24 protein-coding genes are annotated in these 25,533 nt (G+C 64.4%); 12 read left to right on the top strand and 12 right to left on the bottom strand.

Features of this window, described 5'->3' with window-relative positions:
- Positions 1 to 198 precede the first annotated feature (198 nt).
- A complete protein-coding gene (locus MJ205_RS13590; protein ID WP_239808961.1) occupies positions 199 to 921 on the top strand; it encodes a DUF937 domain-containing protein in 723 nt (240 codons plus the stop codon).
- 92 nt (positions 922 to 1,013) lie between these two features.
- On the top strand, positions 1,014 to 2,084 hold the full coding sequence (gene tsaD / locus MJ205_RS13585) for a tRNA (adenosine(37)-N6)-threonylcarbamoyltransferase complex transferase subunit TsaD (RefSeq protein ID WP_239808960.1): 1,071 nt from the start codon (positions 1,014 to 1,016) through the stop codon (positions 2,082 to 2,084).
- Between the two features lie 82 nt (positions 2,085 to 2,166).
- Here tsaD and MJ205_RS13580 read toward each other — a convergent pair whose 3' ends face one another.
- The 5 genes from MJ205_RS13580 to MJ205_RS13560 all read right to left on the bottom strand — a co-directional run bounded on the left by MJ205_RS13580 (position 2,167) and on the right by MJ205_RS13560 (position 7,969).
- Positions 2,167 to 2,529, bottom strand: a complete 363-nt coding sequence (locus tag MJ205_RS13580; protein WP_239808959.1) for an Hsp20/alpha crystallin family protein — start codon at positions 2,527 to 2,529, stop codon at positions 2,167 to 2,169.
- 173 nt (positions 2,530 to 2,702) lie between these two features.
- Positions 2,703 to 3,932 (bottom strand): lytic murein transglycosylase B, encoded by a 1,230-nt coding sequence (mltB, locus tag MJ205_RS13575; protein WP_239808958.1) that lies wholly within the window; start codon positions 3,930 to 3,932, stop codon positions 2,703 to 2,705.
- A gap of 6 nt (positions 3,933 to 3,938) precedes the next feature.
- Positions 3,939 to 6,023, bottom strand: coding sequence for a transglutaminase TgpA family protein (locus tag MJ205_RS13570; RefSeq protein ID WP_239808957.1), 2,085 nt, complete (start codon positions 6,021 to 6,023; stop codon positions 3,939 to 3,941).
- Positions 6,024 to 6,033: 10 nt separating this feature from the next.
- Positions 6,034 to 7,047, bottom strand: a complete 1,014-nt coding sequence (locus MJ205_RS13565) for a DUF58 domain-containing protein (protein ID WP_239808956.1) — start codon at positions 7,045 to 7,047, stop codon at positions 6,034 to 6,036.
- A gap of 1 nt (position 7,048) precedes the next feature.
- Positions 7,049 to 7,969, bottom strand: a complete 921-nt coding sequence (locus MJ205_RS13560; RefSeq protein WP_239808955.1) for an AAA family ATPase — start codon at positions 7,967 to 7,969, stop codon at positions 7,049 to 7,051.
- 43 nt (positions 7,970 to 8,012) lie between these two features.
- Between MJ205_RS13560 and MJ205_RS13555 the strand changes: the two genes are divergently transcribed.
- From MJ205_RS13555 to MJ205_RS13520, 8 genes are all read left to right on the top strand, one after another.
- A complete protein-coding gene (locus MJ205_RS13555) occupies positions 8,013 to 8,966 on the top strand; it encodes a histone deacetylase family protein (protein WP_239808954.1) in 954 nt (317 codons plus the stop codon).
- Positions 8,967 to 8,987: 21 nt separating this feature from the next.
- A complete protein-coding gene (locus tag MJ205_RS13550; protein ID WP_239808953.1) occupies positions 8,988 to 9,767 on the top strand; it encodes an enoyl-CoA hydratase in 780 nt (259 codons plus the stop codon).
- A gap of 136 nt (positions 9,768 to 9,903) precedes the next feature.
- Complete coding sequence (locus MJ205_RS13545) at positions 9,904 to 11,178, top strand: mechanosensitive ion channel family protein (RefSeq protein WP_239808952.1); 1,275 nt, start codon at positions 9,904 to 9,906, stop codon at positions 11,176 to 11,178.
- 201 nt (positions 11,179 to 11,379) lie between these two features.
- Positions 11,380 to 12,129, top strand: a complete 750-nt coding sequence (locus tag MJ205_RS13540) for an electron transfer flavoprotein subunit beta/FixA family protein (RefSeq protein WP_239808951.1) — start codon at positions 11,380 to 11,382, stop codon at positions 12,127 to 12,129.
- 27 nt (positions 12,130 to 12,156) lie between these two features.
- Positions 12,157 to 13,089 (top strand): electron transfer flavoprotein subunit alpha/FixB family protein, encoded by a 933-nt coding sequence (locus MJ205_RS13535; RefSeq protein ID WP_239808950.1) that lies wholly within the window; start codon positions 12,157 to 12,159, stop codon positions 13,087 to 13,089.
- Positions 13,090 to 13,263: 174 nt separating this feature from the next.
- On the top strand, positions 13,264 to 15,057 hold the full coding sequence (locus MJ205_RS13530; protein ID WP_239808949.1) for an acyl-CoA dehydrogenase: 1,794 nt from the start codon (positions 13,264 to 13,266) through the stop codon (positions 15,055 to 15,057).
- Between the two features lie 106 nt (positions 15,058 to 15,163).
- A complete protein-coding gene (locus MJ205_RS13525) occupies positions 15,164 to 16,153 on the top strand; it encodes an NAD(P)H-dependent flavin oxidoreductase (protein ID WP_239808948.1) in 990 nt (329 codons plus the stop codon).
- A gap of 86 nt (positions 16,154 to 16,239) precedes the next feature.
- Complete coding sequence (locus tag MJ205_RS13520) at positions 16,240 to 16,884, top strand: hypothetical protein (RefSeq protein WP_239808947.1); 645 nt, start codon at positions 16,240 to 16,242, stop codon at positions 16,882 to 16,884.
- Here the strand turns inward: MJ205_RS13520 and MJ205_RS13515 are convergent.
- Positions 16,881 to 17,342, bottom strand: a complete 462-nt coding sequence (locus MJ205_RS13515; protein WP_239808946.1) for a hypothetical protein — start codon at positions 17,340 to 17,342, stop codon at positions 16,881 to 16,883. The two genes, MJ205_RS13520 and MJ205_RS13515, sit on opposite strands and share 4 nt — an antisense overlap.
- 1 nt (position 17,343) lies before the next feature.
- Complete coding sequence (locus MJ205_RS13510; RefSeq protein ID WP_239808945.1) at positions 17,344 to 17,928, bottom strand: GbsR/MarR family transcriptional regulator; 585 nt, start codon at positions 17,926 to 17,928, stop codon at positions 17,344 to 17,346.
- A gap of 209 nt (positions 17,929 to 18,137) precedes the next feature.
- Between MJ205_RS13510 and MJ205_RS13505 the strand changes: the two genes are divergently transcribed.
- Complete coding sequence (locus tag MJ205_RS13505) at positions 18,138 to 19,322, top strand: acyltransferase family protein (RefSeq protein ID WP_312807647.1); 1,185 nt, start codon at positions 18,138 to 18,140, stop codon at positions 19,320 to 19,322.
- Positions 19,323 to 19,328: 6 nt separating this feature from the next.
- Here MJ205_RS13505 and rnk read toward each other — a convergent pair whose 3' ends face one another.
- Positions 19,329 to 19,742, bottom strand: coding sequence for a nucleoside diphosphate kinase regulator (gene rnk, locus MJ205_RS13500; protein WP_239808943.1), 414 nt, complete (start codon positions 19,740 to 19,742; stop codon positions 19,329 to 19,331).
- A gap of 266 nt (positions 19,743 to 20,008) precedes the next feature.
- Here rnk and MJ205_RS13495 point away from each other — a divergent pair, with 266 nt between their 5' ends.
- The gene (locus MJ205_RS13495; protein WP_446715085.1) at positions 20,009 to 21,199 is read left to right on the top strand and encodes a PA0069 family radical SAM protein; all 1,191 of its coding nucleotides are present in this window, start codon (positions 20,009 to 20,011) and stop codon (positions 21,197 to 21,199) included.
- On the opposite strand, the gene MJ205_RS13490 is transcribed toward MJ205_RS13495, so the two are convergent.
- The 4 genes from MJ205_RS13490 to MJ205_RS13475 all read right to left on the bottom strand — a co-directional run bounded on the left by MJ205_RS13490 (position 21,196) and on the right by MJ205_RS13475 (position 25,528).
- The gene (locus tag MJ205_RS13490; protein WP_239808942.1) at positions 21,196 to 23,052 is read right to left on the bottom strand and encodes a phosphoethanolamine transferase; all 1,857 of its coding nucleotides are present in this window, start codon (positions 23,050 to 23,052) and stop codon (positions 21,196 to 21,198) included. The genes MJ205_RS13495 and MJ205_RS13490 overlap by 4 nt on opposite strands.
- 131 nt (positions 23,053 to 23,183) lie before the next feature.
- The gene (locus tag MJ205_RS13485) at positions 23,184 to 24,494 is read right to left on the bottom strand and encodes a citrate synthase (protein ID WP_239808941.1); all 1,311 of its coding nucleotides are present in this window, start codon (positions 24,492 to 24,494) and stop codon (positions 23,184 to 23,186) included.
- Positions 24,495 to 24,514: 20 nt separating this feature from the next.
- Positions 24,515 to 24,808 (bottom strand): succinate dehydrogenase assembly factor 2, encoded by a 294-nt coding sequence (locus MJ205_RS13480; protein WP_239808940.1) that lies wholly within the window; start codon positions 24,806 to 24,808, stop codon positions 24,515 to 24,517.
- Between the two features lie 15 nt (positions 24,809 to 24,823).
- Positions 24,824 to 25,528, bottom strand: coding sequence for a succinate dehydrogenase iron-sulfur subunit (locus tag MJ205_RS13475; protein WP_239808939.1), 705 nt, complete (start codon positions 25,526 to 25,528; stop codon positions 24,824 to 24,826).
- Positions 25,529 to 25,533 lie beyond the last annotated feature (5 nt).

Below are 25,533 nucleotides of genomic sequence, written 5' to 3'. Positions count from 1 at the left end.
TGCCCATTATTTTAGGTTTTATATATACGTAAGTAATAAGGAAAATCAGCCCATCCGGCATCTCGGGTATGCAGGCCGGCAGCGGTGAAGCGGCCTTGGTTAACGAAGATTTGCGCCACTGCGTATTGCACTGCCATGCTGAACGTCTACCATCTGCAGTCTGTGCCACGCCCGCCTGGGCTTATGAAAGGAAAGAACATGTCCGCAACTCCCTCGATGGTCGATGAGCTCCTCGCGCAACTGCAAGGGGCTCCCATCCAGCAGATGGCCCAAAGCCTGGGTCAGAGCGAGGCCCAGACCGAGCAGGCCGTGAAGGCGGCCGTACCGATGATGCTGGGCGCCCTGGGCAACAACGCGCAAAGCGCAGGTGGTGCGAGCGCCTTGTTTGAAGCGCTGCAGCGCGACCACGGCGCGGCCGGCGGCGCAGGCGCGGGCCCTGATCTGGGAGGGCTGCTCGGATCGCTGTTGGGCGGTGGCGGCGGCGCGCAGAGCGGTGGTCTGGGCGGCATGCTCGGCAGCGTTCTGGGCGGCGCGCTCGGCGGCGGAGCACCTGCCGGTGCGGGTGCCGCATCGCCTGCAGCGATGGACGGCGCCAGCATTCTGGGCCATATCTTTGGCGACCAGCAAGACCAGGCATCGGCCAGCCTGGGCCAGGCCACAGGCCTGGGCGCCAATGCCGGCAACCTGCTCAAAATGCTGGCCCCGCTGGTGATGTCCTTCCTGGCGCAGCGCGTGATGTCGGGCGGCCTCAACTCGTCGCAACTGGGCAATGCGCTCGGCCAGGAAAAAGACCAGGTGCAGCAGCAGGGTGGCCTGGGCGGCGGCCTGCTGGGCTCGCTGCTGGACCAGAATGGCGACGGCAAGCTCGATGTCAGCGACCTGATGAAAATCGGTGGCTCGCTGCTGGGCGGCAAGCGCTGAGCCATCTGTCCCCGCGCCAAACCCTGGCAGCCCGCCAGGGTAGACCGGTCCCCGGGGGCACAACCGGCCGGGAGCGCCTACACTTTGGCCCCATGAGTGAGTTGATTTTGGGGATCGAATCCTCCTGTGATGAAACCGGCGTGGCCCTGGTGCGCACCCGTGGCGCCGGCACCGTGCCCGAGCTGCTGAGCCATGCGCTCTACAGCCAGATCGAGATGCACCGTGCCTATGGTGGTGTAGTGCCCGAGCTGGCCAGCCGCGACCATATCCGCCGGGTATTGCCGCTGACGCAAAAAGTGCTCGATGACGCGGGCTGTACGCTCGCGCAGATCGATGCGATTGCCTTTACCCGGGGCCCGGGGCTGGCCGGTGCGCTGCTGGTCGGATCCGGGGTGGCCTGCGCGATGGCCGCCGCGCTGGACAAGCCCGTGCTGGGCGTGCACCACCTCGAAGGCCATCTGCTGTCCCCTTTCCTGAGCGAAGACCCGCCCGAATTCCCCTTCGTGGCCTTGCTGGTTTCTGGGGGCCATACGCAGCTGATGCGGGTGGATGGTGTGGGCCAGTACCAGATTCTGGGCGAGACCATTGACGACGCGGCAGGCGAGGCCTTTGACAAATCCGCCAAGCTGCTGGGACTGCCGTACCCGGGCGGGCCGGAGCTGTCCCGTCTGGCGCAGGGCGGCGATCCCGAGGCGTTCAAGCTGCCGCGCCCGCTGCTGCACAGTGGCGATCTGGATTTCTCCTTTGCCGGCCTGAAGACGGCGGTGCTGACCCAGGCCAAGAAGCTGGGCGATGGCCTGGAGGCGCGCAAGGCGGACCTGGCCGCATCCACGCAGGCGGCCATTGTCGATGTGCTGGTGAAAAAGACCTTGAATGCACTGAAAGAAACCGGCATGAAGCGCGTGGTGGTCGCTGGCGGTGTGGGTGCCAACCGGCTGCTGCGCGAGCAGCTCAACGATGCCTGCCGCAAGCGCGGCATCCGGGTGCACTATCCCGAGCTGCATCTGTGCACCGACAACGGCGCGATGATTGCAATGGCGGCTGCGATGCGCATCGAAGCGGGGCAGCAGCAGGCTGAAAAGGTCTATGCATTCGACGTCAAGCCGCGCTGGCCGCTGGATGCGATCGTGCAGCAGCCACCTGCGGCTGCCGCTGCGGTCTAGAGGGTGACCCGCTGGTGATGCAGCGGCACAACGAGCAAAAGGGGCCTGTCAGGGCCCCTTCTGCATGGTGCGGTGTTGGCGTTTATGCAATCGCCAGGGTCTGGGTGCTGGGCTGGTTGGTGCTCAGCACCAGGGTCAGCACGCCGTTTTCCAGGCTGGCTTTGGAGGCTGCGGCATCGATGCTGGCAGGCAGCTTCCAGGCACGTTGCACACTGCGCGGCGCACCTTCAATGCTGGACAGGCGCACGGTCTTGTCTTGCAGCTCGATGCGCAGCTGGTCGCGGGACAGACCGGGCACATCCACGCTGATGCTGAACACCTGGCCATCTTGCTGCACGCGATCTTGCGCATTGGTGGTGGCCTGGAGGAAGCGCTGCAGCGCGGCATCCATCGCGGAAGGGGAGACAGCGTAGGCCGAGCGGTGCATCAGAGGGGTCATGATCATCTTCAATCCTTGTAGAACAGGGCAGCGGGGTTGCTGCTCGATGACTGATAGTTGGATGAAGATGCGGCAATTTCAAGAGAAAATCGCTGCCTTTTATTTTTGCAGCTAAGGCCTTGAAAGCCTGCAGATCACGTCCATATGTGTTGCCCTGCCTGGGCTGGCCAAGCTGGGGATCACGGCGCGCTGAAGTTGGCCGGATCGGGCGTGCGCTGCTGGCGCGCCTTGCTGCGCAGATAGGCCTTGGCGGCGGCTTCGGCCGTGGGGGAGTTGCTCGGTTCGCTGCTGGGTTCAGGCGCGCTGGGCTCGGCATCCGCCGCAGCCGGCGTGCCGTTGCGTGCACGCGCAATGGCCTGGCCCAGCTCCACCACGGACATCGCATAGAAGCTCGAGAGGTTGTAGCGGGTGATGGTGTAGAAGTTGGGCGTACCCACGACGTACTGGGTGGCGGCGCTGGCATTGGGCAGCTCGATCAGTGCGAGCGGGCCATTGTGCTGGTCACCCGGTGCCTGGATGCGCAGGCCCAGTGCGGCCATCTCGGCGGCGCTGAAGCTGGGCTTGATGTCCGGGGCCAGCAAGGTCTCCAGCTGTGCCGGCGTGCTGTTCACCTGCACATCGTAGTAGGCCGGCATGCCGCGCTGCCAGCCATGGGCGACGAAGTAGTTGGCTACCGAGCCGATCGCATCGGCGGTGCTGCCAAACAGGTTGATCTTGCCATCGCCATCGAAATCGACTGCGTAGTTGGACCAGCTGGTCGGCATGAACTGGGGCATGCCCATCGCGCCGGCGTAGCTGCCGACCGTGTCGAAGGGGTTGCTGTCCGTCAGGTACGCGGTGGCCAGGAACTGCTCGAGCTCACCCCGGAAATACTTGGCGCGGTCGGCCGCGCGCGGGTGGCTTGCGGGATAGTCGAAAGCCAAGGTGGCCAGCGCATCGACCACGGTGAAGTTGCCCATTTGCTGGCCGTAAATGGTCTCGACCCCGATGATGCCGACGATGTACTCGGCCGGCACGCCATAGGTCTGCTCGGCGCGGGCCAGGGTCGCTGCGTTCTCGTTCCAGAAGCGCAGGCCCGCGCGGATGCGGATCGGCTCGACAAAGCGGCTGCGGTAGCCGCGCCAGTTCTTGACACCGGCTGGCCCGGTGCGCGGCGTCATCAGGCGCTGCACCGTGGCGTTGAAGCGGGCTTGCTGGATGCTGGCACGCAGCCAGGCCTCATCGATATGGCGGCGCTCGGCCACCTCGCGGACAAAAGCCTCGGCCTCGGGCCGGTTGCCATAGCTGGATGCGGCGGGGGTGGAATCAGCGCTGCGGGCCTTGTTGCTGGTGTTTTTTTGCGCGTAGGCGCCCGTTGCGCACAGGCCGGCGCACAGCACGGCCACGGTGGTCTGAAGAATTCGGTGCATGGGGTTTTATACCTTGTTTGCCCGGGCCCGCAGGCGGGACCAGGGCAGAAGTCGTAATTGTTTGCGAAGCGCCGCCAGCTCGGCCTTGGGTGCAGGCTGGCCGGTCGCATGTGCATAGCGCTGCCGCTCCATGGCCTTAAGCCATTGGCCAAACGCAGGGGCCAGCTCGGGCGCCTGGGCGTGCACCAAGCGTGCCAGCGCGCGGGGCGTAGCGGCGCTGCCTTGTGCGGCCTCTGGCACCCCGGCCTGGCGCAGGCGTTTGCGCGCCTCGCCCAGCAGCGCAAGCCAGGGGTCCACGCGCCGGCGCTGGTACTGCAGGGCCAGCACCACGACCATCGCCGCCGCCAGTACCAGGCCACCCAGAATGCGCACCAGGTCCATCCAGTTGGGGCTGGACAGGCCCAGCTTGCTGAGCATGTCCATCTGCTCGCGCTGGGTGTAGTTCAGCACCCACTGGTTCCAGCTGTTGTTGACGGCTTCCCAGACCGCGCGCATGCGCTGCAACCCATTGATGGTGGCGGCATTGCTGACGCTGATGCCCATGAAGTTGGGCGTGTTCAGGCGTTGTGCGGCGCCGATGCGGCCGGGGCTGACCGAGCCCGTCGGGTCAAAGCGCACCCAGCCTTGTTCCTCGCCCAGCCACACCTCCGCCCAGGCATGGGCATCGGCCTGGCGCACCGTCCAGTAGCCGTCCACGCTGTTGGCTTCGCCCCCCTGGTAGCCGGTCACAATGCGCGCCGGCACGCCGGCACTGCGCAGCGCAATCACAAAGGCGGCCGAAATATGCTCGCAAAAGCCTTGTTTGCGGTCAAACCAGAACTCGTCAGCTGCCTGGCCGGTGTAGACGCCGGGATCCAAGGTGTAGGTATAGCCGCCACTGCGCAGCTGCTGCTGCAGGCGCTGCACCAGTTGCGCGCTGCGGTCCGGGCGCTCGCCGATCTCGGCCACCAGCTGCGCCACCCAGGCCTGGGTGCGCGGGTTGCTGTTGGCCGGCAGCCGGCGGTTGAAGGCCAGCTCGCGGTTGCCGGCCTGCATGCCAAACCGGTAGCGCGTGTGGCTTTCGACCGCAATGCGGGTCACCTCGGTAATGGGACGGTTGCTGAGCCATTGCAGATCGCCGGTGCTGTAGGCGCGGCCGCGTGGCAGCACCGGCGCGCTGCCGGTCAGGTCCAAAGTCAGCAACCATGGCTTGTGGTGGGGCTCCAGGGTCAGCTCGTAGCGCAGCGCCTCGCCCTCGGTGCGGATGTCGGCAAACATCCGGTCGTCCGGCGTGCGAAAGCTGGGTGTGGCGCGCCAGGTGCTGCCGTCGAAGTCGGACAGCACCGGCCCGCGCCAGTAGAGCTGGTTGGCGGGGGGCGGCCGGTTTTGCGGCGTGTCGAACTTGACGCGGAACGCGATGCCTTCGTCCTGGGCCAGCGATGCCACCGAGCCGACCGTCATCTCATCGGACAGACCGGTCTTGGCTGCCGGGTTCTGCGGCACGCCCCACAGCGGCGCCATGCGGGGAAAGAAGACAAACAGCGCCAAGGTCAGCGGCGCGCCAATGGCCACCATCTTCAGCGACAGGCCGGCGGCGAACTTCAGCGAGGGCTGCCCCACCGGCATATGCGCATGGACCAGCGCGGTGAGCAAGCCCACCAGACCGATCGCAATGGCCAGCGCGGTCAGCAGCGACTGCGAATGCAGAAAGTTGGCGATCAGCGCAAAAAAACCCAGAAAGAAGATGACCATCGCATCGCGCTTGGCGCGCAGCTCCATGGTCTTGAGCGTCAGCAGCATGCTGACCAGGGTGACGCCGGCATCGGCCCCCAGGATGGTGCGGTAGCTGAGCAGGGTCAGCCCGACCACCAGCACCAGCAAGGCCAGCAGCTGCCAGCGGCCCGGCATGGGCTTTTGCAGCAGCGCAATGCGGCCGCGCCAGGCGAGCAGCGCGTAAGCCAGAGCGTAGGCCCACAGTGGCAAGGTGGCGGTGAGCGGCAGCAGTATCCAGCCGACGACGGCCAGCAAAAACAAGGTATCGCGTGCCTCGCGTGGCAGGCGGGACCAGCGGCTGGCGCCTGCAGACGGGGCAGGGTGGAAAGCAGAAGGCATCGTGTTGTTCCTAGGCCAGTGCCAGTGCGCGCAGGCAGGCCTGGCGGTGCTCGGCCCCGCTGTCGGCCGCCTGATCTGCGTGGCCGCTGCCCAGGCGCAACCCGTAGCGCAGCCCTTGCTGGTCGGCCATCACTACCCAGGCCGTCAGCCGCGAAAGCTGGGCTTCCCGCTCCGCCAGGCCGCATTGCTGGGCATCCAGCCACACATCCTGCTGCGCCTGGTGCTGGTTGTCGCGCACGACAAAATGGCCGCTGCCGGTGGCCAGCGATGTGGCCGCCTTCTTCCAGACCACCAGCTTGAGCGGGTCGCCGCGGCGGTAGCTGCGCACCCCGTCGAACTCGCCACTGCTGGCCCGCAGGCTGGCGCTGCTGCCGGCGCCGGCATCGGCCAGGCCCAGCGGCAGCGGGGGTGGGTTGGTCTCGGGGCAGGGGTAGACCAGGGCTTTTTCGGTGGTGCGGAAAACGGTCCACATGCGAAAGACACCGAGCGGAAAACGGGTCTCGACCAGCACCGCAGGCAGGCTGTGGTAGCCGCGCCGCTCGGCGGGCGTGCTCAGTTGCATCGGGGTGGTTGCCTGCGCCGGAGCATCGCTCAGGCTCAGTTCCAGGCCCTGGTACTGGCGTATGCCCAGCGCATAGCGGGCGCGGCGGCTGGGGTTGTGCAGCCGAAGGTCCAGGCGCAGCGCCTGTCCGGCAAACTGTGCCTCGGGCGCGTGCAGCTCCAGCTGCAGCCCCAGCAGATTGCGGTAGCCAATGCCCACGGACACCAGTGCGGCGCCGGTCAGCATGAAGGTCAGCAAAAATCCCAGATTGAGCTGGAAATTGATGCTGGTCACCAGCAGCACCAGCAAGGTGAGCGCCAGCATCCAGCCAGCGCGGGTGGGCAGCAGGTAGAGGTTGCGGCGGCTGACCGCATGGCTGCTGGCGCTGGGCAAATGGGCCAGCCACCACTGGCGCATGCGCTGGCGCAGCCGCTGAAGAGGGCTGTTGCGGGGCTGCCCTGAGGCCGCAGAAGGCGGGTTCACGCTACTGCAGCGCCACGCTGTCCATCATCGCGCGCACCTGCTCGACGGCACTGCGCCCCGATGTGCTGATGGGCACCAGCCGGTGCGCCGTCGTCTGCGGCAGGATGGCTTGCACATCATCGGGCGCCACATAGTCACGGCCCTGGATCAGCGCTTGCGCCTTGGCCGCCCGGATGAGGCCAATCCCCGCGCGCGGTGACAGGCCCTGCACAAACCATTTGCCCGAGCGTGTGGCGGCGATCAGCGCCTGCACGTAGTGGATCAGCGCGTCGCTGGCGCGCACGCTGGTCACTTCCTGCTGCAGGAACTTCAGCTCCACCGCAGAGGTGAGCGCTGGCAACTGGTTGGCGATATCGCGGTGGCCTTGGCCGGCCAGCAGCTGGAACTCGGCCGCCTGGTCGGGGTAGCCCAGCGAGATGCGCATCAGGAAGCGGTCGAGCTGGCTCTCGGGCAGGGCATAGGTGCCCAGCTGGTCGAGCGGGTTCTGGGTGGCGATGACGAAGAAAGGCTGGGGCAGCGGGCGCGTCGCGCCCTCGACCGTCACCTGCTTTTCCTCCATCGCCTCCAGCAACGCGCTTTGCGTCTTGGGGCTGGCGCGGTTGATCTCATCGGCCAGCAAAACCTGGGTGAACACGGGGCCGGGATGAAACACAAAAGCCTGCTGCTCGCGCTCATAGACCGACACGCCGGTCAAGTCGCTGGGCATCAGGTCTGCGGTGAATTGCACCCGTGCAAACTGCAGGCCCAAGGTGCGGGCCAGCGCATGCGAAAGTGTGGTCTTACCCACGCCGGGCACGTCTTCAATCAGCAGATGTCCTCCCGCCAGCAAACAAGTCAGGCAATGCTGAACCTGCGCCGGTTTCCCCACAATCACCGTGTTAAGCTGAGTCAATAATTTTTGTATGGTGTGCTGTGTCTGCATCCCATCACAATAAACGACAAAGGCAGTTAAGGAGACGAAAACTGTGTCCAAGACAGGTTATTTCAGCCACCGTGACTGTTGGCTGCACGACATGGGGCCTGCCCACCCGGAATGCGCTGCGCGCCTGGATGCGATTGAAGACCGCCTGCTGATTACCGGTGTGGGGGACGCATTGGAGCGGCGCGATGCGCCCAAGGCCAGCATGTCCGATCTGGAGCTGGGCCATGAGCGCCTGCATATCGCATCGATACGCGGTTTGTCTGAAATGGCGGCGGACAACCAGGCCATTGGTGGCCCGGAAACCCTGATGCTGGACACCGACACCGCCGTCAATGGCGCCACCTGGAATGCCGCGCTGCGGGCCTGTGGCGCTGCGCTGGCGGCCACCGATGCCGTGATCAGCGGCGAGATGGAAAACGCCTTCTGCGCCGTGCGTCCCCCGGGTCACCATGCCACGCGCAAGCAGGCCATGGGCTTTTGTTTTTTCAACAACGTCGCGGTGGCGGCCAAATACGCGCTGATGCGCCACCAGCTCAAGCGCGTAGCGATAGTCGATTTTGATGTGCACCATGGCAATGGCACCGAAGACATCTGCGCGGGCGACCCGCACATTCTGATGGTGGGCATTTTTCAGCACCCGTTCTACCCGCATTCGGGCGACAAGGACCCGGCGGCCAATATGCTCAATGTGCCGGTGCCGGCCTATACCAAGGGCATGGACATCCGCGAGATTGTGGAGACCTACTGGATTCCACGTCTTGAGGAATTCAAGCCGGAGATGGTCTTCATCAGCGCAGGCTTTGACGCCCACCGCGAAGACGACATGGGCCAGCTGGGCATGGTCGAGGCCGACTATGCCTGGATCACCCACCGCGTGAAAGACATTGCGCGGCGCTTCAGCAAGGGCCGCATCGTCTCCTGCCTGGAGGGCGGCTATGTGATGGCGCCGCTCGCAGCCAGCGTGGAAGCCCATATCCGCGTGCTCGCCGATCTGTAAACACCTTCTGAGGACCTGGCAATGACGGACAGCAACTTGCTTGTGCAGACCCGCGATGCGCGCGGCGTGGTGACCTTGAGCATGAACGATGGGGCGCGCTTCAATGCGCTGGGTGATGAGATGCTCGCTGCGTTGCGCGCAGCCCTGGCCGCCATTGCGCAGGATGCATCGGTGCGCGTGGTGGTGCTGGCCGCGCAGGGCCGGGCCTTTTGCGCCGGCCACAATCTCAAGGACATGGCCGCCCACCCCGACCGCGCCTGGTACCAGGACTTGTTCAACCGCTGCAGCCAGGTGATGATGGCGATCCAGAAGCTGCCGGTACCCGTCATTGCGCGGGTGCAGGGCATGGCGACGGCCGCCGGCTGCCAACTGGTGGCGCAATGTGATCTGGCCGTTGCCAGCAGCGAGGCCAGCTTTGCCACCAGCGGCATCCAGTACGGCCTGTTCTGCGCCACGCCCAGCGTGCCCTTGGTGCGCAACATGCCCATCAAGCAGGCGATGGAAATGCTGCTGACCGGTGAATTCATCAGCGCCGAGCAGGCGCTGGCCCAGGGCCTGGTCAACCGGGTGGCCGCGCCCGAGCAGCTCGATGCGGAGCTGGAAACGCTCGTCGCTGCCATCGTCAGCAAGCCCGCTGCCGCCGTGCGCATGGGCAAGGCCCTGGTCTACCAGCAGCGGGAGCTGGGTATGGAGGCCGCCTACCAGGTGGCCAGCCAGTGCATGGCCGCCAACATGATGGACGGCAACGCTCAGGAAGGCGCGCAGGCCTTTGCGCAAAAGCGCAAGCCGGTCTGGTCCTAGCCCCAGGCCACACCCAGCCGCGCGTCTGTGGACGTCTGCCGCTCCTACAAACGGCACTGCACCATCGGTGATACGGTACGGAACCAGCATATGCTTGCGCGTATGCTTTTTCTTTTGGACCCGATAAGGCTGGCGCATGGATATCTTTGATCGTTTGAGAGTGGACTTTGAGCAGTCCAGCACCTGGCAGGAGCTGGCGGTTTTGGTGATTTGCCTGGGCCTGGCCTGGCTCCTCAGCCGCAGCTTTTACCGCCACCGTGAGGTGGGCAAGCCCTCGGTATGGTTTGGCAAAACGGCCTGGGGCGGGGCGCTGTTCCCGCTGCTGGCACTGCTGCTGACCGCTGCCGCGCGCATGCTGGTGGAGCACTACCAACCGGTGTTTCTGCTGCGGCTGGCGGTGCAGATTCTGCTGTCGCTGGCGGTCATCCGCCTGGTCGCCCGGGTGCTGGCCAAGACCTTTCCCAACTCCACCGTGGTGCGCCTGATTGAGCGGATCTTCTCGTGGCTGGCCTGGGGCGTGGCGGTGCTGGGGATTCTGGGTGTGCTGCCGCAGGTGATGGCGCAACTCGATGCGGTGCAGTTCGCCTTTGGCAAGACGTCGATCTCGGTACTGGAGCTGTTCCAGGGGGCGATATCGGTGGGCATGGTGATGCTGGTGGTACTGTGGATTTCGACCACCTTCGAGCAACGCGTGATCGACGACATGGTCAAGGACCTGTCGATGCGCAAGATGGCCGTCAATCTCACACGCATGCTGCTGATCACCATTGGCCTGCTGGTGGCGCTGTCCCTCGTTGGCGTCGATCTGACGGCGCTGTCGGTGCTGGGCGGTGCTTTCGGTGTCGGCCTGGGTTTTGGCATGCAGAAAATTGCCTCCAACTATGTCAGCGGTTTTTTGGTGCTGATCGAGCGGGCCTTGCGCATTGGCGACAACGTGCGCGTCGATGGCTTCGAAGGCCGCATCACCGACATCCGCACCCGCTACACCGTCATCCGCGCCTCCAACGGGCGCGAGTCGATTGTCCCCAATGAGACCTTGATCACACAGCGCGTGGAAAACCTCACCGACGCCGACCAGAAGTTCAACCTGACCACCCAGATCGTCGTCGGCGCCGACAGTGATGTCGCGCAGGTGCGCGAAGTGCTGACGCGCGCGGCCCTGGCCCAAGCGCGGGTGCTGGCCAAGCCCGAGCCCTCGGTGTTCCTGGTGAATTTCGCCCCTGACGGACTGGAGTTCAGCCTGAGCTTTTTCATCAACGATCCGATGAACGGGCAGGCCAATGTGAAGTCAGCGGTCAATATCGCCGTGCTCGAGGGCCTGCGTGCGGCGAAGATCGAGATTCCGTTCCCGCAACGTGTTTTGCATATCCAGAACAATAGCGGCGGTGCAATACCTGCCAGCCAGGGCTGATGAACCGCCAACTTGTGCGGAAAATGGAGGCTGGTGCGCAGCGATGCGCCGATAATTGGCCGTTATGAGCCGCTTGGCTACAAAAAAGCACGGTCGTGCATTTTTGTGCGATGATGGCCTGATCCATGCCCATGGCTGCGTGGCAGCGCCCAAGCGCTGCCACTGGCGCAAACCTATTGAACAACTCAGGAGTCGAGGTTTATGAAAGTACTGGTACCCGTCAAACGCGTGGTGGACTACAACGTCAAGGTGCGCGTCAAGAGCGATGGCTCGGGTGTGGACATTGCGAACGTGAAGATGTCGATGAACCCCTTTGATGAAATCGCGGTGGAAGAGGCCGTGCGATTGAAGGAAAAGGGCGTCGTGACCGAGATCATCGCCGTCAGCTGCGGTGTCACCCAGTGCCAGGAGACCCTGCGCACGGCGATGGCCATTGGAGCCGACCGCGCGATCCTGGTCGAAACCGCCGAAGAGCTGCAGCCGCTGGCCGTGGCCAAGCTGCTGAAGGCGCTGGTCGACAAGGAGCAGCCCGGCCTCGTGATCTGCGGCAAGCAAGCCATTGACGACGACGCCAACCAGACCGGCCAGATGCTGGCCGCGCTGGGCGACCTGCCCCAGGCCACCTTCGCCTCCAAGATCGAACTCGCTGGCGACAAGGTGAGCGTGACGCGCGAAGTGGACGGGGGCCTGGAGACCCTGTCGCTGTCGCTGCCCGCCGTCATCACCACCGACCTGCGCCTGAACGAGCCGCGCTACGTCACCTTGCCCAACATCATGAAGGCCAAGAAAAAGCAGCTCGACACCGTCAAGCCAGAAGAGCTGGGTGTGGACGTGAGCCCGCGCCTGAAGACCCTGAAGGTGCAAGAACCCGCCAAGCGCGGCGCCGGTGTGAAGGTGCCCGATGTGGCCACCTTGATCGACAAGCTCAAGAACGAAGCAAAAGTAATCTAAGCCTGCCGCTCAAAAGGAAACCTACAAATGACCGCTCTCGTTATTGCAGAACACGACAACCAAACGATCAAGACCGCCACGCTCAACACCGTCACCGCAGCGCTGGCTTGCGGCGGCGATGTGCATGTGCTCGTCGCTGGCGAAGGCGCAGCAGCTGCAGCCCAAGCTGCTGCGCAGATCGCAGGCGTAGCCAAAGTCATCCTGGCCGAAGGCCCGGCGCTCAAGGATGGCCTGGCTGAAAACCTGGCCGCGCAAGTGCTGGCCCTTGCCGGCAACTACAGCCACATCCTGGCGCCCGCCACCGCCTCGGGCAAGAACGTCGCCCCGCGCGTGGCCGCCAAGCTCGACGTCGCCCAGATCAGCGACATCACCAAGGTGGTGAGCGCCGACACGTTCGAGCGCCCCATCTACGCGGGCAACGCCATTGCCACCGTGCAATCGATCGATGCCACCAAGGTCATCACCGTGCGCGGCACCGGCTTTGATGCCGCCGCGGCCACCGGTGGCTCGGCCACGGTCGAGAACGCCGCAGCGGTTGAGGGCAGCGGCAAGAGCAGCTTTGTGGGCCGCGAAGTGACCAAGAACGACCGCCCGGAGCTGACGGCCGCCAAGATCATCGTCTCCGGTGGCCGCGCGCTGGGCAGCGCCGAGAAGTTCAGCGAAGTGATGACGCCGCTGGCCGACAAGCTGGGCGCGGCCATTGGTGCCAGCCGCGCCGCGGTGGATGCGGGCTACGCGCCCAACGACCTGCAAGTGGGCCAGACCGGCAAGATCGTCGCGCCCCAGCTGTATGTGGCAGCGGGCATCTCGGGCGCCATCCAGCACTTGGCGGGCATGAAGGACTCCAAGGTGATCGTGGCGATCAACAAGGACGAAGAAGCGCCGATCTTCAGCGTGGCGGACTACGGCCTGGTGGCTGACCTGTTCGACGCCGTGCCCGAGATGGCCAGCAAGCTGTAAATAACGTGCCTGCCACCACACCACACTGCAACAGCATCCTGCTGAGCTTGGATGTGGTGGGCAGCGTGGTGGCAGACAGCAGCATCTGAAGAAGGCATCCCCTGGCGGGATGCCTTTTTTTGTCTGCGCAGCGCACCCCTAAACCACAAGCAACGATAAGACGAGGAGACAACGATGAGCTACAAGGCACCAGTCAAGGACATGCTGTTTGCAATGGAGCACCTGGCCCGTATCGACCAGGTGGCACAGATTCCCGGTTTTGAAGAAGCGGGGCTGGAGACGGCACAGGCCGTGCTGGAGGAATGTGCACGCTTCAACGAAGAGGTGGTAGCGCCGCTGAATGTGGTGGGTGACCTGCAGCCCTCGACCTGGAAGGATGGCCAGGTCAGCACCACGGCGGGATTCAAGGAGGCCTTTGCGCAGTATGTGCAAGGCGGCTGGCAGGGTCTGCAGCACCCGGTCGATGCCGGCGGCCAAGGCTTGCCCAAGACGATTGGCGCGGCCTGTGTCGAGATGCTCAACAGCGCCAACATGAGCTTTGCGCTCTGCCCCTTGCTGACCGATGGCGCGATCGAGGCCTTGCTGACGGCTGGCAGCGATGCGCTGAAAACGACCTACCTGGACAAGCTGGTCTCCGGCCAGTGGACCGGCACGATGAATCTGACCGAGCCCCAGGCCGGCTCGGACCTGGCGCTGGTGCGCACGCGCGCCGAGCGGCAGGGCGATGGCAGCTACAAGGTCTTTGGCACCAAGATCTTCATCACCTATGGTGAGCACGACATGGCCGAGAACATCGTGCACCTGGTGCTGGCCCGGGTGGCCGGTGCGCCCGAAGGCGTCAAGGGCATCAGCCTGTTCGTGGTGCCCAAGTTCCTCGTCAATGCCGATGGCACACTCGGTGCGCGCAACGATGTGCACTGCGTCAGCATCGAGCACAAGCTGGGCATCAAGGCATCGCCCACCTGTGTGCTGCAGTATGGCGACCACGGGGGGGCCACCGGCTTTTTGGTGGGCGAGGAAAACCGGGGCCTGGAGTACATGTTCATCATGATGAACGCGGCCCGCTATGCGGTCGGTCTGCAGGGCGTGGCCATTGCCGAGCGGGCCTACCAGCAGGCCGCCGCCTTTGCCAAGGATCGTGTGCAAAGCCGCCCGGTCGATGGCAGCGTGGCCGGCAGTGCCACCATCATCCACCACCCCGATGTGCGCCGCATGCTGATGACGATGCGCGCCTATACCGAAGGCTGCCGCGCGATGGCGTTGACGGCCGCTGCGGCCTTTGATGCTGCCCATGCCCATCCCGATGCGCAGGTGCGCCAGGACAACCAGGCTTTCTATGAGTTCATGGTGCCGCTGATCAAGGGCTACAGCACCGAGATGAGCCAGGAGGTCACCAGCCTGGGCGTGCAGGTGCACGGCGGCATGGGTTTTATCGAGGAGACGGGTGCGGCCCAGCACTACCGCGACGCCAAGATTTTGACCATCTATGAAGGCACTACGGCCATCCAGGCCAATGACCTGGTGGGCCGCAAAACGGCCCGCGATGGCGGTCAGGCCGCGCGGGGCATCGCCAGCCAGATCGAGCAGACCGAGCAGGCGCTGAAGGCGGGCAGCTCGGCCGCAGCCCAGGCCTTTGCACGTGCGCTGGCGCAGGCGCGGCAGGACTTTTTGGCAGTCGTCGATTACGTGGTCGCCGGCAGCAAGACTGCGCCCAACGATGTGTTTGCGGCCAGCGTGCCGTACCTGATGCTGGCGGGCAATCTGGTGGCCGGCTGGCAAATGGGCCGGGCCTTGCTGGCGGCCGAGCAGCAGCTCAGCCAGGGCGCGGGCGACCAGGCTTTCCTCGAAGCCAAGGTGACAACCGCGCATTTCTATGCCACGCATATTTTGGTAAAAACCTCCGCATTGCGCGAAGAAGTGCTGCACGGTGCGGCCCCGGTGATGGCGCTGCCGCAGGACAGTTTCTGAGCGCCATGCCCCCCATCTGAAGTGCCCCGGCGCCTTGGCCAAGGCGCCGGGGGTCTGCGCCGCCCTGACCGCGCAGAAGGCTTTAGCCATTTGAAGGAGACCTTGTATGTCCAAGCTTCCCGGCGCGTTGCAGAACGTGCCTTTTCCGGTCATCGGCTCGCCGCTGTTCATCGTCAGCAACCCGCAGTTGCTGATCGCCCAGTGCAAGGCCGGTATTGTCGGCTCCATGCCCGCGCTCAATGCCCGCCCGGCCGAGCAGCTCGATGACTGGCTGGCCGAAATCACCGAAACCCTGGCTGCTCACAACCGCGCCCACCCTGACCAGCCCGCCGCACCGTTTGCGATCAACCAGATCGTGCACCGGACCAATGAGCGCCTGGAGCATGACATGGCGCTGTGCGAAAAGTACAAGGTGCCCATTTTGATCACCTCGCTGGGCGCGCGCGAGGACGTGTTCCAGGCGGCCCATTCCTGGGGCGGCGTGGTGATGCACGACATCATCAACAACAGCTTTGCACACAAGGCCATCGACAAGGGCGCCGATGGCCTGATCGCCGTGGCCGCTGGTGCCGGTGGCCATGCGGGCATCAAGAGCCCGTTTGCGCTGGTGCAGGAAATCCGTGAATGGTTTGACGGCCCGCTGGCGCTGTCGGGCAGCATTGCGCATGGGCGCGCCGTGCTGGCTGCCCAGGCCATGGGCGCCGACTTTGCCTACATCGGCTCGGCTTTCATCGCCACTGACGAGGCGCGTGCGGTGGAAGAGTACAAGCAGATGATCGTCAGCTCCAACTCGGACGACATCGTCTACAGCAACCTTTTTACCGGCGTGCATGGCAACTACCTGAGCCCGTCGATCCGTGCGGCCGGCATGGACCCGGACAACCTGCCGGTCTCCGACCCCAGCTCGATGAGCTTTGGCAAGGACCGCAAGGCCTGGAAAGACATCTGGGGCAGTGGCCAGGGCATTGGCGCTGTCAAGCAGGTGGTGCCTGCCGCCGAGCTGGTGGCCCGGCTCAAGCGCGAGTACTTCGAAGCCCGCGATGCGCTGCTGGCTGGCGGCCCAAGCCGCGTACCTGCCGCTGCGCAAGCGGCGTAACGCGCAGATACCAACACCGGCCGCCGGGGCTGAACTTTGGCCCTGCGGCGCTGTCGAACCGCGTTTGACAGCTACGGTGTGATGCGATGGTGAATCTGTTTTTTGCCCCAGGGCCTGCCTCGCTGCTGCCGCGCCGCCATTGCCTGGTATGGGCTGCAGCGGCCATGGTCGTAGGGACCGGCCTTGCGGCCAGCGTGGCGCAGGCGGCCGATGCCCCACTGCCCGCCGGTGCGCGCAGCATTCGCATCAGCCAGGCGCAGCTGCAGCAGGCGGTCGCGGCCAAGTTTCCGCTGGCCCGCTCCTGGCAGGGCATGGTCGTCATCCAGCTGCAAAAGCCCAAGGTGGAGCTGCTGGCGCAGAGCAACAGCCTGCGTGCCGCCTTCGATATCTGGGTGACCGAAAAACTGATGGGCAATGAATACCCCGGCCAGATGACCCTGGACTTTGGCCTGGCCTTCCATGATGCCGATGCCAGCATCCGTCTGCACAATGTGCGCGTGCAGCAGTTGCAGATGCAGGGCGTGCCTGCCGCCTACCAGGGCATGTTCCAGACCTATGCCCCCCGCCTGGCCGAGCAGGTGCTGCAAGGCCTGCTGGTCTATGAACTCCCGGCCAGCCAGCGCATGCTGCTGCAAGGCCTGGGCTATACGGTCGAGCGCATGGAGGTGCAGGAGCAAGGCCTGCGCATTGTGCTGGCGCCCAAGACGGCTACGGCGGCGCCTACGCGTTAAACCAGGGAATAGGGGTAGTGGGCGGATAAGCCTGGCGCCAGTTGCTCCATCAGCGCCAAGGCTTGCGGCGCCAGCTCCAGCCCTTGGTCTTGCGCCGCTTCCAGCTGGGCCATCAGATCGGCCAGTTGCAGCCATTGCCCGGCATCGATGCCGAGCAGCCGGGGCAGGGCATCAGGCCCGGCATCGTGGTCCAGGAAGGCGACGGTCTGCTGCTGGTCACGGCTCAACAGCCAGGCGTCGCCGGTGCCAGAACAGGCAAACACCCACCAATCCTGGCCCAGGTTCGCCAACGGGGCATCGCGCCCCCAGGTTTCTTCGGCGGCTTCGAGGTGGTCCAGCAGCAAGAAATCACCGGCAATCTCGGCGCGGGGCAGGCCATGGCCGGGCATCAGCGCAGGCCAGCTCGTGCCGGGCCAGAGCCGCTCGGCAATGGCGGCCGGGGTTTGCAGCGCCAGCATCTCAGTCGTTGCCTTCCTTGCGGGCGGGCGATTTGCCGGTCAGGCGGTCCTTGATGGTCAGCACCCGGGTGACGGCGCTGCCCATGCCCATCAGCTGCAAGGCGGTGTCGGGGTTGAGGCGCTGCACATCGTCAAACCAGGTCATCAGCTTGTCGATCAGGTCGTACATCTCCTGCATGCGCTGCTGGGCGTATTGCTCGTCGGCGGAATGGGTTTCCTGCAGCAGCGCGGAGCGCAGCATCGACTGGGTGGGTTCGATCTCGCGGCGGCGGCGCTCCTCGGCCAGGGTGCGGAAGATTTCCCAGACATCGGCTGGCGCTTCAAAGTACTCGCGCCGGTCACCCGGCTGGTGGCGCATGTGTACCAGGCGCCAGGATTGCAGCTCCTTCAAGCCCATGCTGACATTGGAGCGCGAGAACGACAGGCCCTCGGCAATCTCGTCGGCATTGATGGGCTGGGGCGACAGAAAGATCAGCGCGTAGATCTGTCCTACCGTGCGGTTGATGCCCCAGCGGCTGCCCATTTCGCCAAAATGTGACACGAATTGGCGGGTGAGCTCGGGCAGCGGCGTTGGGGCTTGTTTCATGGCGCTGATTATCGGTTTTTTCTGGAAAAGCTGAAACGCCAGGCCGCCATGGCCCGGCGCTTGCTATAGCCGCTTTGTAAAGACGGCAGTTTTCGGTCTATGAGCAGGGCCGCCCCGTCAACGGCAGCGGATACAACGGCGTTACACATGGAGTGGCACTGCGCGCGCGGTGCCACACCTTTGTCAGAACATTGCCGGACTGCGCCGCGATGGCATGCCCATGGCGGATCAGCTGGCCAGAGACTATCTTGCCTACCACCACAACCCATAACAAACGAAATCTGTGGCTGGACATGACCAAAGGGGCTTGCTGTGCTGCCATCGTCTGGCACCACCTGGCTTTCTATGGCCCGATGTCGGATGTTGCAGCACAAGTCACCCCCGGCATCATCGAGTGGCTGGCGGAATATGCGCGCATCGCCGTGCAGATTTTCCTGGTCATGGGTGGCTTTCTGTCGGCCGCCAGCCTGGCACCCCAAGGCGTGGCCCGCTTTGGCAGCCCGCTGGCCAAGATCGGCCAGCGCGCGCTGCGGCTGCTGGCGCCTTATTCCGTCGCGCTGTTGCTGGCGGTGCTTATCGCAGCGCTGGTGCGGCCCTGGTTTGCCCATGAATCCGTACCCGCCGAGCCGACTTGGCAGCAGTTGATCGCCAATGCGCTGATGCTGCAGGACATCAGCGGTGAAGACGCGCTGTCGGCAGGCGTCTGGTATGTTGCCATCGACTTCCAGCTGTTTGCTGCGGTGACGCTGCTGTTCGCATTCAGCCGCCGCTGGCCGCGCCAGTGGCTGGGCCTGCAACTGGGTCAGTGGGTGGTTCTGGCGATGACGGCGCTGTCGCTGCTGGTGCTCAACCGCCACAGTGAGCTGGACATGTGGTTTGTCTACTTTATCGGCGCCTATGGCATGGGCATGCTGGCTTTCTGGGGCAGCCAAAGTGCCAAGCCCTGGTCCTGGACGGCCGCATTGCTGGCACTGGGCCTGCTGTCATTGGAGGTGGATTTCCGCCTGCGCATCGCGGTGGCCCTGTGTGGCGCCGTGGCACTGCTGTGGTTGATGCGTGTGCCTTCGGACAGCCGCCTGGTCGATTGGCTGGGCCGCCAGGCGCCGGTGCGCTGGCTGCAGTCGCTGGGCCAAATGGGTTACTCGGTGTTTCTGGTGCACTTTTCGATCGTGGTGCTGTGCAACGCGGTGGTCTCGCATGTCTGGCCGAGCCAGCCCTGGCTGAACTGGCTGGGCATGGGCCTGGCCTTTGCGCTGTCGCTGCTGGCCGGGCGCGCGCTCTACCTGGGTGTCGAGGCGCGCACGCCCAGCCTGCGTTCGGTGGCCCGCTGGGAGCTGGGTCTGGTCGGTGCCGGCCTGCTGGTCAGTCTGGTCGGCGCGCGCTTGTCGATGTAGGGATTGCTAGCGGTGCAGATCTCCAGCCCGCTCGGGCTGGTAGCTGATGCCGGTCACGCGCACCGTCATGGTTTTTCCGCCCACCGATGGCCAGGCCAGTTCATTGCCAATCGACAGGCCCAGCAGTGCACTGCCCACCGGTGCAAATACCGAAATCTTGCTGCTGGTGTCGTCCAGGTCCTTGGGGTAGACCAGGGTCAGCTGGAACTGCTTGCCCGATTCGGCAATATCGAAGTTCACCGTGGAGTTCATCGTCACCACATCCGGTGGGATATCGGCCGGCTCCACGATATCGGCACGGGCAATCTCGGCCTCCAGATCCGCCTTGCCAGGGAAGGCACTGGCTGGCATCGCTTCCAGCAGTGCTTCCAAGCGGTCCACATCCAGGGATGACAGGATGAGTTGGGGTTTGCGAGACATGAAAACTTCCTCCGGAGTATGTAATCCCCGAATGTAGGCCATGCCCCATTTCGCACCAAAACGGTGCGAATAGCCCTGGTTTTCTCGGCGCTTGCACGGCCGCTCCGGATCGCGCACAATGCATGGAAATACTGTATATAAAAACAGTTTTCATGCCTGCCCGCCATCCCTCCACCAATACCTTGAACGCTGCCGCGCGGGAAGACCCGCAGGTGCTGCAGCGCTGCGCGGACGAGCTGGATGGGCCTGTGCCAGTGCGCGTGCCGCTGCCGGTGGCCCGCAAGGGGCGGGGCGCAGTAGGCGCCCCCCGCCACCGCTTTGCCAGCGATGTGCGGGAATGGGCCGACGATGGCTGGACCCCTGCCACCGCTGCGGCGCCTGTTGCAGGCGATGCAGACCAGCATCTGGAAGAAGGCGCCTGGTGGCAGCAGGACGCGGAAAGCCTGCCGACCCAGGTGCATGAGGAGCGGGCCCGCAGCGCGATCCAGAAAAATGACTCGCCCGATATCTTCTTTGATCACTCGGTCAATCCCTACCGAGGCTGCGAGCATGGCTGCATCTACTGCTATGCCCGGCCGTACCACAGCTACCTGAATCTCTCGCCCGGGCTGGATTTTGAAACCCAGTTGTTTGCCAAGACCAATATTGCCCAGGTGCTGAAGGCTGAGATCAGCCGCCCGAGCTACCAGCCTGCCTCGCTCAATATCGGCTCTGCCACCGACTGCTACCAGCCGATCGAGCGGGAGCTGGGGCTGACGCGGCAGCTGATCGAGGTGCTCAGCGAGGCCGAGCATCCGTTCTCGCTGATCACCAAGAGCAGCGCCGTGGAGCGTGATATCGACCTGATTGCTGCAGCGGCGCGCAAGAACGCGGCGGCGGTCTACATCACCATCACCAGCCTGGATCCGCAGCTCACCCGCCTGCTCGAGCCACGGGCAGCGGCCCCCCACCGGCGGCTGCGCACGATACGCCGGCTGACCGAGGCGGGCATCCCGGTGGGCGTGAGTGTGGCGCCGCACATTCCGTTTTTGACCGAGGACATGGAGGAGGTGCTGGCAGCGGCGCGCGAGGCCGGTGCCAGCACCGCCTTCTACACCGTGCTGCGCCTGCCCTGGGAGCTCAATGGCGTTTTCCAGCAGTGGCTGCAGGCCCACTACCCGCAGCGCGCCGCCCGGGTGATGCAGCGGGTGCGCGACCTGCACCAGATCAGCGAGGCCGACCGGCTGCGCGGCAAGAGCTATGACAGCCAGTCGTTCAGCCGCTTGAAGGGCCAGGGCCTGTGGGCCGACCTGGTGCGGCAGCGCTTTGTGCGTGCCTGCGTGCAGCTGGGCTATGGGCGCGAGCGGCTGGAGATGGATTGGCGCGGTTTTGAGGCCTGGCGGGCCCGGCAGTTGCTGGTGCCCCGGCAAGCGGGCGCCGCGCAGGCACCACACCCGGGGCAGGGAAACCTGTTTTAGCCGCGCTTTCGTGCAGCAGCGACATGGACTGGCTGCGCTGTCGCAAAGCTTGCAGGCGCAGAGGCTGACGCCAGGTGCGCGAGGGTCGCGGGCGGCGCAGAGCCCTTGCAGCTGGCAAAAATGTCCAGATCGGGCTGGTGCAGCGCGGTCTGCACATCGGTCAGGCCCAGCATCGAGTGGAACAGGTTGTCGTGGCTGATGCGGGCGGTGGCCACCGCTTGCTGCAGGCAGCTGGTGCGCATGCCCATGCGCTGCTGCATCGCGGGCGACAGCCAGGTGATCCATGGCACATGCTTTTGCACATCGGGCGCGACAGAGTAGGGCAGGCCATGCAGATAGAGGTTGTTCTCGCCCAGCGATTCGCCATGGTCGGCCACATACATCATCGCGGTGGGCTGGCGCTGGCCCTTGCTGGCGAGCCAGCCGATCAGGCTGCCCAGCATGCGGTCGGTGGCGACGACGCTGTTGTCATAGGCGTTGACCAGCGATGCGCGGTCGCAGGACTGCAGATTGACGTTATTGCACTCGGGGCTGAAGCGCTTGTCCTCGCCCAGCGAGCGCTTGAAGTAGGCTGGGCCATGGCTGCCCATCTGGTGCAGCACCAGGACGACGCCCTTGGCGCGTTGCTCGGCGGGCAGCGCATTGATGCGCTCGTCCAGTCCTTCTAGCAAGGCCATGTCCACGCACTCGCCGTCCTGGCAGAGCGCCTTGCGGGCGGCGGCAGGCAGGTCGGTCTCGGTGTTGGCGTTGTGCACGCGGGTGCAGACGCCCTTGCAGCCCGATTGGTTCTCCACCCACAGCACGGCCAGGCCGGCGCGCTGCAAGACATCGAGCAGGTTTTCATAGGACTTGTCGCTGTTCTGGCTGCTGCGCCCCAGGTGGGAGAACATGCAGGGCACCGACACGGCGGTGCTGGTGCCACAGGACCAGGCATTGGTGGCGACTGCCAGATCGTCGCGCGCAGACAGCAAAGGCGTGGTGGGCCGGTCATAGCCATTGACGGCAAAATTGCCCGCGCGCCCTGTCTCGCCGACCACCAGTGCATAGATCGGAAACGCGGTCTGGCCCGCATAGCTGGCGCCGAGCTTGGCGTCTTCGCCAATCGGGTAGAGGGTCGTGTCGCGGTGGTGGATTTGCTGGGCCACCAGGTTGCCTGCGGCATAGACGGTCGACAGCGGGTTCATCATGTAGCGCAGATTGGTGTGGTTGCGCATGGCCGACGAGATGGGTCTGAAGCCTGCCATCACGACGACGACCATCGCCAGCACGGCCAGCAGCACCATGCCCAGCTGCTGGAGCACCGGGCGCCAGCCATGGTGCCGGGGCAGGGTCTGGCGCCAGATCCACCAGGTGGGGGGAATGGCGATGGCGCCGACGGTCACAAACAGGCTCCAGTGCAGCAGGTCCGCCGCTTCCTTGACGTCGGTCTGCAGCACATTGGTGAGCATCGATGCATCAATGGCGATGCCATAGTTCAGCATGAAGCAGGCCGCAAAGGCGGAGATCCAGCACAGCGTGGCCATCACCGGCTTGGCCGCACGGCCCCAGCTGACCAGGGTCAGCAACGCCCAGCAGGCGCATGCAATGGCCAGGCCCAGACTCGTTCCCAATACCCACTGCTGGGCGCTGCTCAGGCCTTCGGCCTGCGATATCGCCTTCCACAAAGCCAGGTTGCCTACGCTGGCCAGCCACAGGCTGACGACCAGGCTCCACAGCCACACGGGCCGCGGCGGCTGGTGGGGGGTGGTGGTGGCCAGGTCAGCGCTGAAGGGCAGGTCGGCCGGATGGGGCGGGAATGCCGCCGTGCCGGCGGCCTTGCCTGTGGAAGTGATAAACCGGGCAAAGAAATTCATCCCGCCATCGTCGGCGCGCCAGCTTAACAAGCGATTAATGCGCAGCTGGCGTAAAAAAACCCGCCGTAGCGGGTTTTCAAAGAGTTGCGGCGCAGTGCCAGGCGGCGCATGGGCTGCCTGGCTGCGTCCCATCAACGCTGGGCGATAGGCTTGACGTCGCGCACCACCGAGCCGGTGTACAGCTGGCGTGGACGGCCAATCTTGTACTCGGGATCGGCCATCTGCTCGTTGAGCTGGGCGATCCAGCCGACGGTACGGGCCAGTGCGAAGATGCCGGTGAACAGCTTGACGGGGATGCCGATGGCGCGCTGCACGATGCCCGAGTAGAAGTCGACGTTCGGGTACAGCTTGCGCGAGACGAAGTAGTCGTCTTCCAGCGCGATCTTCTCGACCTGCTTGGCCAGTGCGAACAGCGGATCGTTTTCCAGGCCCAGCTCGGCCAGGATCTCGTTGCAGGTTTCCTGCATCAGCTTGGCACGTGGGTCGTAGTTCTTGTAGACGCGGTGGCCAAAGCCCATCAGCTTGACGCCGCTGGACTTGTCCTTGACCTGCTCCATGAACTCACCGACCTTGGCGATGCCGCCATTGGCCTGGATGCTTTCGAGCATGTTCAGACAGGCTTCGTTGGCGCCGCCGTGGGCAGGGCCCCACAGGCAGGCAACACCAGCGGAGATGGCGGCAAACGGGTTGGTGCCCGAGGAGCCGCACAGGCGCACGGTCGAAGTCGACGCGTTCTGCTCGTGGTCTGCGTGCAGGATGAAGATGCGGTCGAGCGCGCGCTCCACCACAGGGTTCACCACATAGTCTTCGCAAGGGTTGCCAAACATCATGCGCATGAAGTTGCCTGCATAGGACAGGTCGTTCTTCGGGTACATGTATGGCTGGCCCGTGCCGTACTTGTAGGCCATGGCCACCAGCGTGGGCAGCTTGGCGATCAGGCGGATCGCAGCGATGTTGCGGTGCTCAGGGTTGGTGATGTCGGTGCTGTCATGGTAGAAGGCCGACATGCCGCCCACCAGGCCCGTCAGAACGGCCATGGGGTGCGCATCGCGGCGGAAGCCACGCAAGAAGAACTGCATCTGCTCGTTGACCATCGTATGCTTGGTCACCGTGTCTTCGAACTCGGCCTTCTGCGTTGCATTGGGCAGTTCGCCGTACAGCAGCAGGTAGCAGGTTTCGAGGTAGTTGCAGTTCTTGGCCAGCTGCTCGATCGGGTAGCCGCGGTACAGCAGCTCGCCCTTGTCACCATCGATATAGGTGATGGCCGACTGGCAGGCAGCCGTCGAGAGGAAACCGGGGTCGTACGTGAACATGCCGGTCTGCGCGTACAGCTTGCGGATGTCGATGACATCCGGGCCGATCGAGCCCTGGTAGACGGGAAGGTCTACGCTTGCTGCGCCGTTGCTAAACGATAGCGTGGCTTTGTTGTCTGCTAGTTTCATAAAACTGGTTCCTTCTCGAGTTAGTCCGCAAGAGATGCGCGTGGTTTTCGGCTGCGCAGCATCTCCAGCACTTCATGAACATCTGGCGTGTCGAGGTCGCCTGTTGGTTCCTTGCGCTTGAGCAGCAAGTCCAGCAGGTCGTTGTCCGACAGGTTCATCAAAGTGGTCAGCCCTTGCGCCTGGCGGACATTCAGGCTTGCTCCGTATGTGCGGAAGAACTGCTCGACGAAGATGTCGTTCTCCACCAGCCCTCGGCGGCTGCGCCAGCGCAGCAGGTCGCGTTCACGTTCATCCAGCAGTTCGTTTTCCATCATTGCTCAATCTGGTTCTTACACCGCACGGCGAACCATCAGTTCCTTGATCTTGCCAATCGCCTTCGTGGGGTTGAGGTGCTTGGGGCACACGTCCACGCAGTTCATGATGGTGTGGCAGCGGAACAGACGGTAGGGGTCTTCCAGGTTGTCCAGGCGCTCACCGGTATGGTCATCGCGGCTGTCGGCGATGAAGCGGTAGGCCTGCAGCAGACCGGCAGGGCCCACGAACTTGTCGGGGTTCCACCAGAACGATGGGCAGCTGGTCGAGCAGCTGGCGCACAGAATGCACTCGTACAGGCCGTTGAGCTCTTCGCGCTCTTCGGGCGACTGCAGGCGCTCCTTCTCGTTGGCGACAAAGCTGTCGGCCATCAGGTAGGGCTTGATCGAGTGGTATTGCTTGAAGAACTGGGTCATGTCCACGATCAAGTCGCGGATGACCGGCAGACCGGGCAGAGGCTTCAAGACGATGTCACCCTTGAGGGTGTTCATGTTCGTCAGGCACGCCAGGCCGTTCTTGCCGTTGATGTTCATCGCGTCCGAACCGCAGACGCCTTCGCGGCAGGAGCGGCGGAAGGAGATCGACGGATCGAGTTCCTTGAGCTTGACCAGTGCGTCCAGCAGCATGCGCTCGTGACCGTCGAGTTCCACCTCCACGGACTGCATGTAGGGCTTGGCATCTTTATCGGGATCGTAGCGATAGATTTTGAAAGTACGCTTCATTTTGG

Origin of the sequence: Comamonas sp. B21-038 (assembly GCF_022387135.1) — a bacterium.
In the GTDB taxonomy this organism is placed as follows: Bacteria; Pseudomonadota; Gammaproteobacteria; order Burkholderiales; family Burkholderiaceae_C; genus Comamonas; species Comamonas sediminis.
Note: the sequence above shows the minus strand (reverse complement) of the source record. Positions and strands in the feature narration are given on the sequence as shown.